Here is a 16499-nt window from a genome sequence, read left to right on the forward strand (position 1 = left end):
ATTTAACTTGTTTCGAACCGTAAGTTCCGACTATAATCTCGTAACGTTCGAAACGAAACTTATAACTACATATAAAACTACGATGACAAAACGCAATACACAACAACGCAGACATACAATCCTTGCTATGGTAAACGAGCAAGGTGAAGTGAGTGTGGAAGCCTTAGCCAGTGAATTTGCCACGTCAGAAGTTACGATTCGAAAGGATTTAACCGCATTGGAAAAAAGTGGTCTATTATTACGCCGCTACGGGGGCGCAGTGGCGCTGCCGCAAGAGATTGTTGCTAAAGGCAACGATGAGCGCGATACGCAGCGCAAAGTGGCCATTGCTAAAGCCGCGGCCGCGCTGATAAAAGATCACCATCGCATCATTATCGACAGCGGCCGCACAACAGCCGCGATGATCCCAGAGCTGGCGCAAAAGCGCGGGCTGGTGGTGATGACCAATGCCATTAATATTGCCAACCGCTTGTTGGCACTGGAAAACGAGCCGACCTTATTGATGACCGGTGGCACCTGGGACCCGCATTCGGAATCCTTTCAGGGGCAGGTTGCCGAGCAGGTTTTGCGCTCTTACGATTTTGATACCTTGTTCATCGGTGCTGATGGCATTGATGTAGCAAGGGGCACCACCACGTTCAATGAGCTGGTTGGACTCAGCCAAGTCATGGCCGAAGCGGCTCGTGACGTGGTTGTACTGGTTGAATCTGAAAAGATCGGCCGCAGAATACCGAATTTAGAATTGCCCTGGGATCAGGTCACGACCTTGATCACCGACAACAACCTGGCCGACGACTTGCGCCAGGCGATCGAGGCCCGTGGCGTGCAGTTGATCTGTGCAGAGGTAGAGTGACAACACACAACGTGCAAATAATGGAGAATTTATGTGTGGTATAGTTGGTGCGGTAGCAGAACGTCCTGTTAACCGTATATTGATCGAAGGTCTAAAACGTCTTGAATACCGTGGATACGATTCAGCGGGTGTGGCTTTAAGCGAAGCCGGAACCCTGAATACGGTTAAGGCAGTGGGTAAAGTGGCTAATCTGGAAGCGGCCGTGGCAGAGTCTGGTGTCAGCGGACACACAGGTATTGCGCACACGCGTTGGGCTACACATGGCGGTGTAACCGAAGTGAATGCTCACCCACATATTTCAAATAACGAAATCGCGCTGGTTCACAACGGCATCATTGAAAACCACGAGTCGCTACGTGCAGTGCTAAAAGACGATGGCTATACCTTCTTGTCTGACACCGACACCGAAGTCATGGTACACCTGATCCACCAACTGCGTCAGCAGCACAACTCTTTGCTGGACTCGGTTAAAGCCGCGGTTAAGCAGCTTGAAGGCGCTTACGGCACTGTGGTATTCGACAAAGCCAACGACAACGAAATCATCGTAGCACGTTCTGGCAGCCCGCTGGTTATCGGCTTAGGTCTGGGTGAAAACTTCATCGCGTCTGATCAGCTGGCTCTGCTTGCGGTAACACGTAACTTTATCTTCTTAGAAGAAGGCGATGTAGCACGAATCACCCGCGATACGGTTGAAATTTACGACATCAACGGCGAACCTGTTGAGCGTGAAGTGGTTGAATCCAACATTTCTCAGGATGTCTCGGGCAAAGGCGAATACCGCCACTACATGCTTAAAGAAATTTACGAGCAGCCAATGGCCGTGCGTAACACGCTGGAAGGTCGTTTAGACGGCGACAGAGTATCGGTAGATGCGTTTGGCGACCAGGCAAACCAGATCTTCAAAGACGTTAAACACGTTCAGATCATTGCGTGTGGTACGTCTTACCACTCAGGTATGGTGGCGCGTTACTGGCTAGAGCAATACGCAGGCGTAAGCTGTAATGTCGAGATTGCCTCTGAATTCCGCTATCGTGAGTCGTTCGTGCACGAAAACAGCCTACTTGTAACTATTTCTCAGTCTGGCGAAACAGCCGATACGCTGGCGGCACTGCGCCTGGCTAAAGAGCAGGGTTACATGGCCTCTATGACCATCTGTAACGTGCCGGGCTCATCACTGGTACGCGAATCCGACCTGGCCTTTATGACCAAAGCCGGTGCCGAGATTGGTGTTGCCTCAACTAAAGCATTCACAACGCAATTAGTCGGCTTATTGATGCTAACTGCGTCAATTGCACAGGAAAAAGGCCGCGACCAGAGCGTGATCGTCAACGCCATCAAGACCCTGCCAAACAAACTGGAAGAGTCACTGAACATGGCCGAAGGCATCGAAGCGCTGGCAGAAGAATTCGCCGACAAGCACCATTCATTGTTCCTGGGCCGTGGTTCACAGTACCCAATCGCAATGGAAGGCGCACTTAAGCTTAAAGAAATCTCGTACATTCACGCCGAAGCCTACGCAGCAGGCGAGCTGAAGCACGGTCCTCTGGCCCTGATCGACGCCGACATGCCAATCATCGTCGTCGCGCCGAACAACGAACTGCTTGAAAAGCTGAAGTCGAACGTTGAAGAAGTCCGCGCCCGCGGCGGTATCATCTATGTCTTCGCCGACAAAGACTCCAACTTCGCATCAGACGACACTATGCGTGTAATGAACGTGAACCATGTTGAAGACATCATCGCACCCGTTGTCTATACAATCCCGCTACAGCTACTGTCGTACTACGTTGCCGTGATCAAAGGCACCGACGTCGACCAGCCGCGCAACCTGGCTAAGTCAGTTACGGTAGAGTAAGTGGGTTAGGTTGATTGAACGAAAATGTGGGTGAACAATAAAGTTTCTATCCTTGGGCTGATGGAGTAGCCCCTTAACCTTGGTGATTGTATTTTCAAATTAATATGACTTAGCATGCTACTGCTGCAAGTCAAATGAGGAGAAATTTCAGTCACCATGATTGATAACGATTTTTGTATCCGTGAAGTGAATGTCTATAGAGATCCTGAACTGTCTCTATCCATAGACAAAGAAACTGGCGAAGAAACCTTAAAGCTTGCTGCTCGTGAAAACCAAGAAGAGATTGCCGTCCATGTGTTGGTTGATCCAGATGGTTCACTTGTCAAACCCGTATGCCTATATCTCTTCTGGAAGAAAGATGAAGAGCAGGCTAAAAGTACTGCAACGGATGCAAAAGCGCTGCTTCTTTATTTTAGGTTTCTCCATCAGAACAACTTAAACTACTGGCAGTTTCCCCATTCAAAAAGCCGCAAGCAAACATTTAGGTTCGCAGATTTCCTCGTCAGCGCTATCCAGTCGGATGATATTGCAATATCCACAGCCAAGACGTACTTAAGAGTCATTGTAAATTTTTACAAGTTTCTTGGGCGGAACAACCTCATCGAGTTTTCCGAAAGGAACAAGCCGTTTGATTTTGAAATCGTGTCTCTGCGTCAGTCGGGGATGCTGGCTCATTCCCAACGGGTGATTAGTGTACAGACGACTAATTTAATGAAAAAGCTTCCCAGGGAACAAAAGAAACATGTAACTCGGACACTATCGCCTTTAACTCAAGAGCACCTTGCGACATTTTTAGAGCACATCAAAGAAATCCCCGAAGATAAAGCGCTAATCTTTGAGGTTGCATTGGTTACAGGGATGAGGTTGCAAGAGGTCCTTACTATACCTGAATCAGCCATTTTTAATCCGGATAGCTCATATGCTATTCCTGTCTCTATTGGTCCGAAAAATGGGGTGAAAACAAAGTTTAGTAAACAGCGTTATGTCGAATTCCCGGCATCGCTGATGTTTAAACTCTATCAATACTTATGGTCCCCCTCCCGACAAAAATATACCGCAAAGGGTAAAAATGACGAGCGAAAGCTATTTATTAGCCGACAGGGTAAACCGTTTAATTCCAATACGATAGAGAAGTCATTTTCAGACATACGAAAGGTGATTTCTGGGCGGTACAGAAATTTTAACTATGCCATTCATGACTTGAGATCAACTTATGCAACCTACACGCTTCATAAGCTTTGGGAGGAGAAAGGTAGCCTGCGGGCTGCTGCTTCAATACTTCAAGAACTGATGGGCCATAACAGTTTTACTTCAACCTTTAAGTATGTCGAGTTCATCGAATCCAATGCCTTGATGCTGGAGCATGCGGATCACATGAGTGACATTTTCCAGTTGTTCGGTGGATCCGATGGCGAAAAGTAGTTTAAGCGGTTCACACTTAAGGCGACCAGAAGATAGTGCGGTTACAACCTTTCCTACCTGGAGCTATGAATTACTAATCGACAATTTCGTCACATCAGTTGATCTCCAAGGACTGGCGCATTATTTATGTGATCCGACAAAGAAAAAACAGGATAGACAACGGCAAGTCACCAGATATGCCTATGCTTTTCAGCAGGAACTAGATCGCCAAACGGCCCATGCGACACTGTACAACAGTTTTCTAAAGTTCAAACAATATCTGGTATGGTGCGACCAAAATAGCTTATACCCTTTCTCTGAAACCACTTGGAGACAATATCACCGCCATCTATGGGAGCTTGTTTTACTTGGCAACTCTTCCGCTCCTATATGGCAGATGTCAGAAGGGCAAGATACGGGATTAAAGGAGCGATCGGCAGGTTATATATTTTCTGCAACTGAGCAAGCCTTAACATGGTGTGGTGAAAATGTTTTTCAGTGGGGGAAACAACTGCGACGGTTTCGCTCTGGAAAGCCGAAGTCCTATGAAGCCTATTCAGAGCGGGAACTGCCAATAATCCTGAACCGATTATCTTCTTACTTTTTTCAGTTGGCTATTCCACTGTTAAGTGAATCGCCTCCTAGGGTGATATCGGTTGAAATAAAACAGGCGTTTTTTGATGTTCCAGTAAATGCCCAGAATAAAAAGGGGCGAGCCAAGCACGCGATGATGAATGTCGATACCGCATTTAACCAGGCTATGGCGTGCGGGTATTACCTTCTCAGTTACTTTACCGCGTTTAATACAAGCCAGTTGTTGGATTTGTGCCACCCGGTTACTTGGATAGAAGATAAAAGTGTTGAGTATTACAGGCTGACCGCACACAAACGAAGAGCAAACAAGGAAGTGCTGTCGCTCGTTGGTGGGGAGGTGCACAAGAAGTCTTTACAGTTCATCGAAACACTATTGGCTCTATCCCTTAAATATTCGACTGGGACAAATGACAAATTGCTTTATTGGTTAGATAGAGATGGTGAGCAGCGAGCTTTAAGCTCGACATTGCTCATTAATACTCAGCTATCCGGCCGCCTTCTGTTAATGTCAGATGGAGCATTCAAATCCATTCCATATCTAATGGGTATCCATGCTCACTTTATAGAGACAAGCTCAAAAGGCTATATCGAATTTGATGAGGTGAAGCTGGTAAAAAGAACGGTTGTAAAAAACAAAAGAGTTATCCGTCGATTTTGCAACAGACGAGTGACGACACTTAGCTTTGCTATATTGCATGCCATCATTGTTGCTCACCCGAAAAATAGATCAGAAGGCGTGAATTTAAAGCACATAATTCTGCCGTTAAAAAAGAACTTAGAGGACGGGATCTTAAGAGTTGATTTTTACTACGAAAATGGAACTCAAGGTAGCTTCAGTATTGATATTAAATACGAAAACTTCTTAGAACGTTTGGCTGCGTATGCAGTAACTCGGCAGCGTAAAAACGTATCAAAGATACATTATCTATTGCCTTTGGGCAGTGAAAAAGAGGCCAGCCAGTGGGAAGGTTTAGCGCCTAACTTAGGGCAATTAGGCGACTATGGGATTCATGTCGGGCAGTTTTTTGTAAATTTGGCGTCCAGCCGGTTTAGAGAAACCGCTGCAAAGCTTGCAAGGCGAAAGGCCAATAAAACTGAATTACACGTTTCACAGATATTAAACAATCAATACCGCACAGTGCTCAAGCATTACAGTGAAGGTAACCGCTACGACAATCAACTGGTTATATCCCAAGGGCTGGCTGTAATTGAAAAGATGAGCGCAGGAGCTTCTCTGGAACAATCGAAAGCCGAGTTAGCCTCTGAATTGGGTGTTTCAGTTATCAAGTTTGATGAACTGCTAGGCACCAAGGCGAACTTAAATGGTGTTGGTGTTGCGTGTTTTCAGCATAAGGAGCAGAGTGAAAAGAGTCAACTTGCCGGCAGCCAAGTATGCTTCGATTATGAAAGCTGTATAAAATGCCAGCACGCAAAACTGGTCAATGATGTGGAGCCATTATATCGGCTGTTGTCCTTTTTAGAATGCATGGAAGAGAGTTGGTTTTATTATCCGGAGCGCTTTTCAAAAAACCTGGGTGAGACGATTGAGCTTTATAAAAAGGTCATATCTAGCACTGTTTCTCCCGATATCGTCCAACAGGCCCAATTTAAGCTTGATACTGAAGGTAGGCACATGCTCTGGGATAATTTGGAACTATCTTCTCTTGGTATGAAAGGGGTTTAGGGTGATTATTGGAAGTACGCAATTAACAAACTCCAGTACGGTTGATGCATCTGTGGAACGATTGCGGTATTTAGCGCAACATGGACTATGGAAAGACTTAGCACGGGAAGCTGTATCCTTCGAACTTGACGGCTCGTCTATTTCATTTTTCAACGATGATATTTGGGACTTTGAGCCCTATAAGGTCGGGACGGAACTAACACTGTTGAATTTTAGATTTCCAGATTGCGCAGTACCCATGCAGCTTATCCAGGAACTCAAATCTGTTGCCCTTGCTTACATATACCACTCCCGTGAGGCCTATCGCATCAATTCAGTGCGATCCAAGATTGATTGTTTGAAAAAACTTGCTTATGCACTAAATAAATCGGGTGGTTCCTCGTTTGAAGGCCTGACGATTGAAACGTTGAAGAACCTCATTAAAAACGGTGTTTTCATTCCTAGAGAACTTGATATTGGTGTGATTAACAGCCTCAACGATTTAGCCGATCTTTTACCTTTCAATGTTAATTTGTCTGAGCGCTTAACGCTACGAAAGCTCAATGTAAAACAGCCTGTGAAAGAACAGCACCCGGTAATACCTTTGAGAATTTACCTGGCAGCATTAAACGCTTTCACCGAAGAAATACAGTACTGGCACAAATATAAAGAACAGTTAGAGGAAACTGTTCTAGCAGCTTTAAAATATGAAATGTCTCAGGCCAGAAGGATGATCCAGAGGCTACGCCACGGACGATGTGGTGTTGGCCAACTGTTTAATAATGCGGACAAAAAGTATTTTGAATTCATTTCTGAGCTAAATAAGCATAAGGTGCCATTAGTAGATCACGGAAAAAATGAACTCTGGAATGTTATATGGGATAAAACCAATCCACAACTCAGAACTGATTTCTATGAGCCGTTCCCCGCTAAAACCATTGGGAATGTGCGGTTTGATTCTCACCATGAAGTGAAGGATTTCTGTAGGCGGCTTGATAGTAAATGTAGATATTTGGTTCTTTGCCTTAGCGGTATGCGAAGTAATGAATTACTACAGATCACCCCAGAGTATGGCGCACAGACGATTGAACTGGATGGCCAGCCTATTCATCTTTTTCATACTAAGCAGCAGAAAATCACACCGGGTTATCAAGGACAAAATGATGTGTATGTAACGACGCGCCACGGCCACCTTGCGTATGACCTTCTGAACGTACTTAATAGGCCGGTTCGCACTTGGTTTGAGAGTCAAGGAAGTAAAGTCTGGCTGCTGAATGGTTTCACTCATTTCAGAAAGCCTCGAAGTGTCCACAGAGCAGGAAATGTTCTTAGATCCCTGAGGCAGTTATTTTCAAACCAAGAGCATAACTTTTCTGTTGAATTGAACTCAGACGACATTGAAATGCTCCGGCGTAGCGATCCTGAAAAGACATTCAACATCGGTGATAAATGGCACCTTACGCCACATCAGCTAAGGCGGTCTTTGGCATACTATCTGGTAGGAATGCAGCTGGCGGATTACCCCCAGCTGAAGCAGCAGTTTAGCCATTACTCAATTGCTATGACTATGTATTATGCTCGAAATGCTAGCTCTTTCAGTAAGGTGTATCATGACTTGGAAAAAGAGAGAACCAGGCAGCAAGGTCAGCTTTATTCAAACCTTACGCAAAAGGCCATGAATGGTATCAAGCTGGGAGGTGGTCAAGGAAAAGTTATGTTTTCAGAAAGCCTTTCTGGAAGAGATATATCACCTGAATACTTCGAGAAAGAGATTAAGTCGGGTAGAAAGCACATTCACGCATTGGCACCTGGCATGTATTGTATCAATCGTATGTGTAGTATGAGGATCGGTATCGAGCTATCCGAATGTTCGGATTGCGATTGGTCAATTGTAGAAAGCTCGGCTTATGCACAAACTGCCAGAATGGAAAGCATCAAGATTTTAGAAACTGTGCAGATACAGAATGCATTGTCACCGGATATTATCGCTTTCCATATGGTTCGTATTCAGGCAGCAGAAAAAATCATGGCCGACATGGGGTTGGACTTTGAACGATACCAATTAAAGGGTAATGAGATATCTGGGCTTATTTCTTCAACGGTGTAATTTATGACCAAAACTCGAAACCCTGAAGTAACTAGGAAAAAATTGCTGGATGCTTTACAGCGTCTTGTTGAACAGAAGCCAGAGCGTCTCTCTGGTAAGTACAAAGTGAACGTAAAGTCAGTTCAGGAAGAAGCTGGTTTAAGCCTTGGCTCCGCTTATCGTTATCCTGACGTGATGGATGCGATTGAAGAGCAAAAACTTGCTATTGCTAAACGTGATATCAGAAAACGTTCGGTTAAATCGGACTTAGAGCGGTTGCGAGAAGAGAAAGCCAAAGAGAAGGCTTTGAAAGAGAAGTACCGTTTAGAGCTTGAAGAAGCGAATAAAAAGCTAGACAGGCTATACGCTGAACAAACAATGCAGCTGACAGCTATGATGAGCCTGCTTGATGTTGAAGATAGAATTAAGCTTCTTCAAGATTCCAAACCTAAAGTCATTAGAATCAAATAAGATTCGAAGCAAGATTTATTGCCAAGCGGTAGTAACCATTCAGTCGATGAACTGCAATGTATAATAAAGGTTAACAGGTTTGTTGATCTAGTATATTCTGCCTACTGTTTTGAATGGTAAGGAAAGCTAATGTGGTCCGATAAAGAGTCAAAAATAGACTTTCTCAATTTTAATGAGATTGCAGAATCAATAAAAGACCTAATAACCGAGAGAGAGTTAATGCCAATCTCAGTTGGTGTATTTGGTGACTGGGGAGCAGGTAAATCTACGATCTTAGAGCTAACAGCTAATGCTCTTGAAAAAGAAGAGCAAGAGTATATCCAAATTCATTTCGATGCTTGGACATTCCAGGGGTATGACGATGCAAAAGCTGCGTTATTAGAAACCATAGCTGCTCACCTTGTTAAAGCTGCTGAAGGTGATGAAAAGCTACTTGCCAAAGCTCTTGATTTTGCTAAAAGAATCGACAAAGTAAGGTTCATGGGCCTGATGGCTGAAGGAGCAGCGACTATATCAGGGATGCCAACATTTGGGGCTATTCAAAGCCTTTTTGGATGGGCTAGTGATGCCACTGATGATGAAGAGAGTACGTTCGAGCTATCGGACCTTCAGAAAGATACTAAAGAACTCGGTAAGGTCAGTAAAAAAACGAAAGGGATTGTCAAAGCTAAGAAAAGGTTCTCTCCTCCTAAAGAAATCAGTGAGTTCAGAAAATCATACACATCCTTATTAAAGGCTTTTGACAAGCCTGTTATAGTCTATGTAGATAACCTAGATCGATGTTTACCAGAGAACACTATATCTACACTTGAAGCTATTAGGTTATTCCTGTTCATGCCAAATACTGCATTTGTTGTTGCAGCTGATCCTGACATGATTCGATTAGCAATCCCACACTTTCATAAAGGCGCATCAGCGCGTCACCAAACTGACTACTTAGACAAGCTCATACAAATTCCAGTGCACGTCCCAAAACCAGGTGTTGCTGAGGTTCGAGCCTATTTGATTATGTTAATTGCCCAAGATAGAAAAGTTCCTGAAAAAGAGTTTGTCCGTTTGAGAGAAAGGCTGGAGGAATCACTCAAATTTTCTTGGAAGCAAGCCCAGATTTCTGTTGACGACTTACTGGAAGAGTGTGAGCTTGATGCTGTTGCTGAGCTTAGGGAGGAATTCAAAATAGCTGAACAAATGGCTTTGATACTTGCGGAGTCGGCAAATATCAACGGCAACCCTAGAATTGTTAAGCGACTACTAAATCAAATTAAAATGAGAAAAAGAACTGCACATCGCAGGGGTATGCAACTTGATGAAAGAACGATCACGAAATTAGTTATTTTTGAACGTTGTATGGGTGTTCAAGCAACAAATAAACTATATGAGCTGATTGATACAGAGAGTGGCCAGCCTGCTCTTATTGCTGAATTAGAAAACAATGACAAAGAACTAGAAGAAAATGTACTGCCTGATGAATGGAAACATGATCAACCTTTCTTAGCCAAATGGTCAAAATTACAGCCAAAGTTCACGGGCATTGACCTTACTGCTGCCGCATATTTAAGTAGACAGAACATTCCTATGGGAGCTGTTAACTCTGTAATATCTGGAGCAGCGCAAGCTTTGCTAGAGGGCCTGATCAAGCAGAAAATTAAAGGAAGCAAAGCAAGTGACGCTTTATTAGAGAAAACAGCTTCAGAGGAGTATGTTTCAGTCATGGATGCTCTGGTAGATCATTTGCGCCAAATTGAAGACTGGCAAAGAGAAACCCCTGGCATATATGGGGCTTGGAAGTTAGCTGGGCATGACGATAGGTGTCGAGATATCTTTTTGGCTGCTGCAAAAAAGGCACCAAAGAAACGCTGGCTGTCATTAATAATTAAAGAGTTAGAAGGAGCTAAATAGTGGGAACTTCAGCATCAAGTACTGGACCGAACAATAAAAGTCCCCTTTTGCCACCGTGGGCAGAGCAAGGTGATCCTGTGCAAGTGGGAACAGGCGATGTCGGTAATCAAGACGGAGAGGATGGTCAGCAAGAGCTTGAGGACAAAGAGCCTTCTTCGGAGATAGATAATGGAAAGGTACAACAACAAATTCCTGGGCCCGTTCCGAATATACCACCTCCAAATAGGCTAGCCGGTGCAAGGAGATCGTTCGGTGATTACGCTAAGCCAGATGGCAAGAGCTCCAATTTGCGTGGTTCCCTTAAAAAGTACTCAGTTAGTTCAGGAGGAGGCTCAGGAACAAGCCGTCGATTAGCAAGCGGAATTACCGCAGGCTCCGGATTATTCGGAATGATGCAAGGTGAGAGTGTTAAAGCTAACGGCAGAACACTATCTCTATCAGACCTTAATGGGCTATCAACCGATCAAGCTATAGATCGTATTAGTGAACATTTAGCGCCCGAAAACGGTGATGCCGACTCTGTACGTTTAGCCCTAGACTTTGCCTTGGCGGAAGTGTTGCCAGAAGAAGATGCATTTGATGAATCCATGTTTACTGATGATGTCATTCAAGAAGCAATCTCCTGCTATTTAACTGATCTCATTTTTCAGGATGTCGTCAATGGTATGGGTAAAGCTTGGTTTCATGCTGCGCATCCAAGCAAGCACCACAGAATGGAAGAAGAATTAAGGGACTTAATAAAAGTGATAACTCAATCTAAAGTAGAAAAAGTGATGAATGACAATGGAGGAAATATATCGCAAGGCAACATTGGCAAGGTACAAATTGATGCGATATCTCAGACAGTAGATGAGTGGGAGTCTTTCAATGATTAACTTCTATTTTAACCATGACCCTGCACTGCTCCCTGAATACTCAGATGCTTGCCATCCTGTTCAGCTGTTTAACACACACCCACATAATAAAGAAAAACATAGTAGAGCTTCTGGCACTTTGCTAAAGAGAGTTCGAGATCTTGGTGTAGAGATCGATGCAAATGCTATCGATTTGATTACTATCGCTAGTGCAGTTACTGCTGCGGAAACATTTGAGCGCAGAAGCGTTGCAGCCGATGCGTGGTCTCGGGTAATGCATCTTCACATTCCTGTATCTGATCATTATTTGTGGAATAAGTTGTCGAACCGCTTGAGCTCAATTTTAAACTTTTTAACCGGTGATCAGTGGCAATTTACGTTCACAAAAACGACGTTTCAAATGCCTGCTCCTATTATTAGCAAAAAATCCAAAGCAAGGCTTGATAGTCTCAAAGGTCTAAACTCAGTATGTCTTTTCTCTGGAGGATTAGATAGCGCCGTTGGTGCGATAGATATACTAAATAGTCCCTCAGATTATAAACCTTTGTTGTTAAGTCATGCTTATCGTGGCGATGGAGTAAAGCAAAAAAGCATTAAAAAGCTGCTGAAATCTCATTACGGGGAACTTTCATACAGCATCTCGCCCAGTTTAATGTCAAAACTAAAAGGTAAAACAGATGTCACGATGCGTGGTAGAAGTTTTAACTTTTTAGCTATGGCTGTGTTGGGGATATCTGCATTAAGAAACGCTAATAAAGATAGTAGTATTAGCACAATTATTGTTCCAGAAAATGGCTACATATCTATTAACCCTCCACTTACAAGGCGGAGAATAGGTAGTCACAGCACGCGAACTACTCATCCATACTTTTTAAATCGCCTAGAAGAGTTACTTAAAGACGCAGGCTTAAACATACAGTTTATTAACCCATACCAATTTAAAACAAAGGGAGAGATGTTAGCTGAATGCTTAGACCAAGATGCTATCGCTAAGGCCGTACCGTTAAGTGTGTCTTGCAGTCATTGGCATAGAAAGCATATGCAATGTGGCCACTGCGTACCTTGTTTAATAAGACGGGCTTCAGTGCATCATGCTGGTTTTATTGCAGATGCGCCATATGTCAGTCAAAACTTAAAGTTGATTCATAAAGAAAAAGATATAAGAGATGATCTACATGCTGTTCAGACAGCTATTATTAGGTTAGATAAGAGCAAAGATTACAAGGGCTGGGTTAGACAAAGTGGTTCATTACCAGATGATCAAGTGACAAGAAATAAACTTGAGTCTACGATCCAGCGTGGATTAAAAGAAGTGGAAACTTTTCTGAAAGCGAACAATGTTTAATGATGGATATGCATTGTCATGTAGATCTGTACCCAGACTATGACGAAATTCTAAAAGACATCTCTAATACAGGGTCTTATGTGTTATCTGTTACTACGGTACCTTCTGCTTTCGAAGGTACTCGTAATCTTACGCGAGGAATAAAAAACTGTAGAACCGCTTTGGGATTACACCCTCAGCTGGCTCACCAAAGGAAAAGTGAGCTTGCTCTGTTTGATAAGTTGATAAGTGAAACTCGATATATTGGCGAAATTGGACTTGATGGCTCTCGAGGTTTTGTCGAGAACCTTGATGATCAATTGTTGGTGTTCAAGCATATTCTCAATATGTGTGAGTCATTCGAAGATAAAATCTTAACCATTCATAGTCTCAATGCAGTAGACATGGTTTTAGAATGTCTAAATGAATACCCAAAATCTGGTATACCCGTTCTTCACTGGTTTTTAGCAACAAAGAAGCAAGTATTGAAAGCAGTAGAGCTTGGTTGCTACTTTTCAATAGGGCCTGCGATGTTGACTTCAGCTAGAGCAAGAAAAGTAATTTCTTGGTTACCTGAGAGTCGGATTTTATTAGAGACAGACGGTCCATTTGCTAAGGTTGATGGAAACATACTATTCCCATCAAGTGTTAAGAGTGTCATTGAATATCTGTCTAATGATTGGGAAAAATCTCTAGAAGATGTTCAGACCATACTTGCTGGTAACTTAAGAGCTTTAGTTTCGAGCTGAAAAAGAGTGGGGTAATATCAATAAAGTTATGACTTATTTGTCTGCTTTTTAAGCATGTTTTGACACGCATTATGACTAAAAATATGATTAGCTATTAACATAGCTCTAGGTCTTATAAATAAAGGCCTAGAGCAAGAAATCATATTTTAAGTAATACTTTTCACCAAGGTTAAGGGGCTACTCCATCAGCCCAAGGATAATATCTTTATTACTCCCCCACAACTGAAAAAGGCGCGAAAGCGCTTTTTTTGTGGATAATAGAGTTTTGACCCGAAGTTAAGACTCAACTATTTTATTTACTGTATAAGCTTGCTTTGGGTGATTGCGGGTTGTTGGATAGGCTAGGCGAAGCTGCTCGTTTGCAACTAACGGATTAAGATAGTTTTTCCTCAATGTATCGGGTTTCATGTCAAGTAGAATTGAGAGATTATTAAGCCCAATAAACCTCCCTTGGCATAGCTCTTTGATAACCTGGTTTACAGCTTCTTTACCTGCTTTTCGGCTATTTCCTTTTACTGGCTCTGCAATTTTCTCTAATTCGTTCCATTCTGAGCCTGCTAATTCAAAGTCCGGAGTAAAGTCCGGACTTAGGTCCGGATCTAGCTCCGGACCTTCTTGTGGGTCATTACAAGTGCTGGGGTTTGAAACGAATACATTCTCAGCTAAAAATTGGCCTGATTCATTATCTGGAGTGGGGATGATGACATTTGGTTTATGATAAACCTTACCTTTATGCTCACCACTGGAAGATATTATACCTGCTCGCTCTAATTTGACTAATGCTAGAGTTACCTCTCTGGTATGTGCTGAAGTTTGTGAGCAAAGCTGTTGGTGGGTCAAGTAATAGTCAGAATAAATTGTAATCGTGAGGGTGCGTTCCAGCTCTGAAAGCTTGGAAAATTTTTCTCCAAACTTACTTTTAAGCTCAGACACGACTCCTTTGGGGTATAAATCTATCATTCTGAGTTCAAGCAGAGTTTGTTCATAAGGTTGAGATGCCTCACGAAGTAAAGGTACTTTCCAGTGTTGACTTTTCCAACCATCGAGAATGTTTGGTAAGCCAGAGCCAGCTTGTTCGCCAAATTTTATATATCTAAACATCTGAGCAAGTAAACGATTTCGGCAATCAGGTTCACCGCCTTGAAGTGCTGTCTCTATTGACACTCGCATCGTCCCTGGGTTTCTAAAGCCAAACATATCTGGCCTTTTTACAACAAGTACTGATGCTCTTCCTGTATAATCAGCATGGATAATTGTATTTGCCAAAGCTTCACGTAGGGCAATATGCACTGGAGTATCTTCCTGCCTGATACCTTCTTCGAGCACAAAGGGAATTTTGAGATCTTCAATGAGCTTCCTATAGACTTTTCTTGAAAAGTCATACAGGTTACCTGACCATGAGCCATCGAGAGTAAGGCGATCTACCCACCTTCGTTCAGTTTTTGCTTCTGGGCGCTCTTGATAATCAAGCATATAATAGGGAAACTTTTCCTGGATGATGGGATGAATACCGAACATCAATAGACCAGCTACAGTTAAACCTTGCTCACCAGTTTCTCTATTTTTTCGCCACCCTCCTATCATTTTAAGAAAGGACTGATTATCTAGTTCGTTCCAGGCATGTGTAGGGTTGAGGTTAGTGTAATTTTGACGATAAATGCGCAAAGATTCGATGTCAATGTCTTGCATATCAAAATATGGAAGTACTTCGTTATCGCGAGAATCTTCTATTTGTTCCGCCATCATACGTTTTACACGTTCTGCGGATAATTTTTGATCTGCTTCGTGAGCTCGTATATACGAGCCTTCAAATGGGTTACCATTTAGAAAAACAGGGCGTTCTTCGCGTTTGGCCCTTCTTACATAAATAATAAGTAAGTTTTTACCATCAATAGTAACTTCTTGAACCGAGTCGTTAGTAAGTAAATTACAGCTGACTTTTTGTGAGTTTACTGTATTAAACAAATCAGCTTTTATTTGTTCAATATTTTCAATACCGGTTGGGCTGAATTGATTTCTCTTTTCTTTTAAGCCGAGAATAATTGTGCCGCCATTAGTGTTAGCGAACGAGCTGTAAGTTTCCCACATGTCTTTAGGAATCGCACCTTTGCCATCTTTTCCACCTGCCTGCTTGCACTCTAGCTCTGACGATTCCCTTAGAAGGGATATATCGTCTAGCGTTTTAATCTCGAACTGTGTCATTGCCCACCAAGTTTTTAAAGTTACCTGATTAGATATTGATAATGTATAGGTACTAATTACTAAATGGCACCTACAGTAAGGTTAACATTGGATCAGCACAACTGCACGCTCTGGATACTTAGAAAGCGGGGGCTAGTAGCTGAGGGCTTATTGGGGTTAGGAATAAGGAGATCAAAAAGTATGTACAAGCATCGATAAAATCATTTTTGTAAAAATTAACAAAGATATGTATCCAAGTTCGGCTACTTCTAATCGGACAGTTTCTGTAAGTTCTATTCATTCATCCCTTCCCAAAATAAAATCAATACAGGGGCAGGTAAAGTCTTCGCCGAACATCAGGTGAAGATGATAAATCTGTTCTATGGTCATCACGGTTCTGCCGGATTCGAAGTTGCTGATGGTGGATTGGCCCACATTGAGCTTGGCGGCAAGCTGGGCTTGTGAGAGGTTATGGTCCCGTCTTAGGTTGCGTAGATTTGCCTGTAACGCTCTTAGCATGCGGTTGACCTTCTGGTGAAATAAAATCAAAAGGTTAAGAAGCTTTTAGTTAA

12 protein-coding genes are annotated in these 16499 nt (G+C 43.0%); 10 read left to right on the forward strand and 2 right to left on the reverse strand.

Annotated elements, in window-relative coordinates; all coding sequences use genetic code 11:
* Window positions 1-82: 82 nt before the first annotated feature.
* From CWB99_RS17475 to qatD, 10 genes are all read left to right on the forward strand, one after another.
* Entirely contained in the window at window positions 83-853 is a 771-nt protein-coding gene (locus tag CWB99_RS17475) for a DeoR/GlpR family DNA-binding transcription regulator (protein WP_138552237.1), read from the forward strand.
* Window positions 854-884: 31 nt separating this feature from the next.
* Window positions 885-2705, forward strand: a complete 1821-nt coding sequence (glmS, locus tag CWB99_RS17480) for a glutamine--fructose-6-phosphate transaminase (isomerizing) (protein WP_138552238.1) — start codon at window positions 885-887, stop codon at window positions 2703-2705.
* Between the two features lie 156 nt (window positions 2706-2861).
* Window positions 2862-4127, forward strand: coding sequence for a tyrosine-type recombinase/integrase (locus CWB99_RS17485; RefSeq protein ID WP_138552239.1), 1266 nt, complete (start codon window positions 2862-2864; stop codon window positions 4125-4127).
* A complete protein-coding gene (locus CWB99_RS17490; protein WP_138552240.1) occupies window positions 4114-6384 on the forward strand; it encodes a hypothetical protein in 2271 nt (756 codons plus the stop codon). The genes CWB99_RS17485 and CWB99_RS17490 overlap by 14 nt, the downstream gene beginning before the upstream one ends.
* A gap of 1 nt (window position 6385) precedes the next feature.
* Complete coding sequence (locus CWB99_RS17495) at window positions 6386-8470, forward strand: site-specific integrase (protein WP_138552241.1); 2085 nt, start codon at window positions 6386-6388, stop codon at window positions 8468-8470.
* A gap of 3 nt (window positions 8471-8473) precedes the next feature.
* Entirely contained in the window at window positions 8474-8920 is a 447-nt protein-coding gene (locus CWB99_RS17500) for a hypothetical protein (protein WP_138552242.1), read from the forward strand.
* Window positions 8921-9049: 129 nt separating this feature from the next.
* Window positions 9050-10819: a KAP family P-loop NTPase fold protein gene (locus CWB99_RS17505; protein ID WP_138552243.1), complete on the forward strand. Its 1770-nt coding sequence runs from the start codon at window positions 9050-9052 to the stop codon at window positions 10817-10819.
* Complete coding sequence (locus CWB99_RS17510; RefSeq protein WP_138552244.1) at window positions 10819-11694, forward strand: hypothetical protein; 876 nt, start codon at window positions 10819-10821, stop codon at window positions 11692-11694. Before CWB99_RS17505 ends, CWB99_RS17510 begins: the two co-directional genes overlap by 1 nt.
* Window positions 11687-13018, forward strand: a complete 1332-nt coding sequence (qatC, locus tag CWB99_RS17515; RefSeq protein ID WP_138552245.1) for a Qat anti-phage system QueC-like protein QatC — start codon at window positions 11687-11689, stop codon at window positions 13016-13018. Before CWB99_RS17510 ends, qatC begins: the two co-directional genes overlap by 8 nt.
* The gene (qatD, locus tag CWB99_RS17520; protein WP_138552246.1) at window positions 13018-13746 is read left to right on the forward strand and encodes a Qat anti-phage system TatD family nuclease QatD; all 729 of its coding nucleotides are present in this window, start codon (window positions 13018-13020) and stop codon (window positions 13744-13746) included. The genes qatC and qatD overlap by 1 nt, the downstream gene beginning before the upstream one ends.
* A gap of 276 nt (window positions 13747-14022) precedes the next feature.
* On the opposite strand, the gene CWB99_RS17525 is transcribed toward qatD, so the two are convergent.
* Together CWB99_RS17525 and CWB99_RS17530 are read right to left on the reverse strand one after the other, a co-directional pair.
* Window positions 14023-15948 (reverse strand): RNA-binding domain-containing protein, encoded by a 1926-nt coding sequence (locus CWB99_RS17525; protein WP_138552247.1) that lies wholly within the window; start codon window positions 15946-15948, stop codon window positions 14023-14025.
* A 276-nt stretch (window positions 15949-16224) separates the two neighbouring features.
* Entirely contained in the window at window positions 16225-16446 is a 222-nt protein-coding gene (locus CWB99_RS17530) for a helix-turn-helix domain-containing protein (RefSeq protein WP_138552248.1), read from the reverse strand.
* Window positions 16447-16499 lie beyond the last annotated feature (53 nt).

Source organism: Pseudoalteromonas rubra (genome assembly GCF_005887095.1).
Lineage (GTDB): Bacteria > Pseudomonadota > Gammaproteobacteria > Enterobacterales > Alteromonadaceae > Pseudoalteromonas > Pseudoalteromonas rubra_E.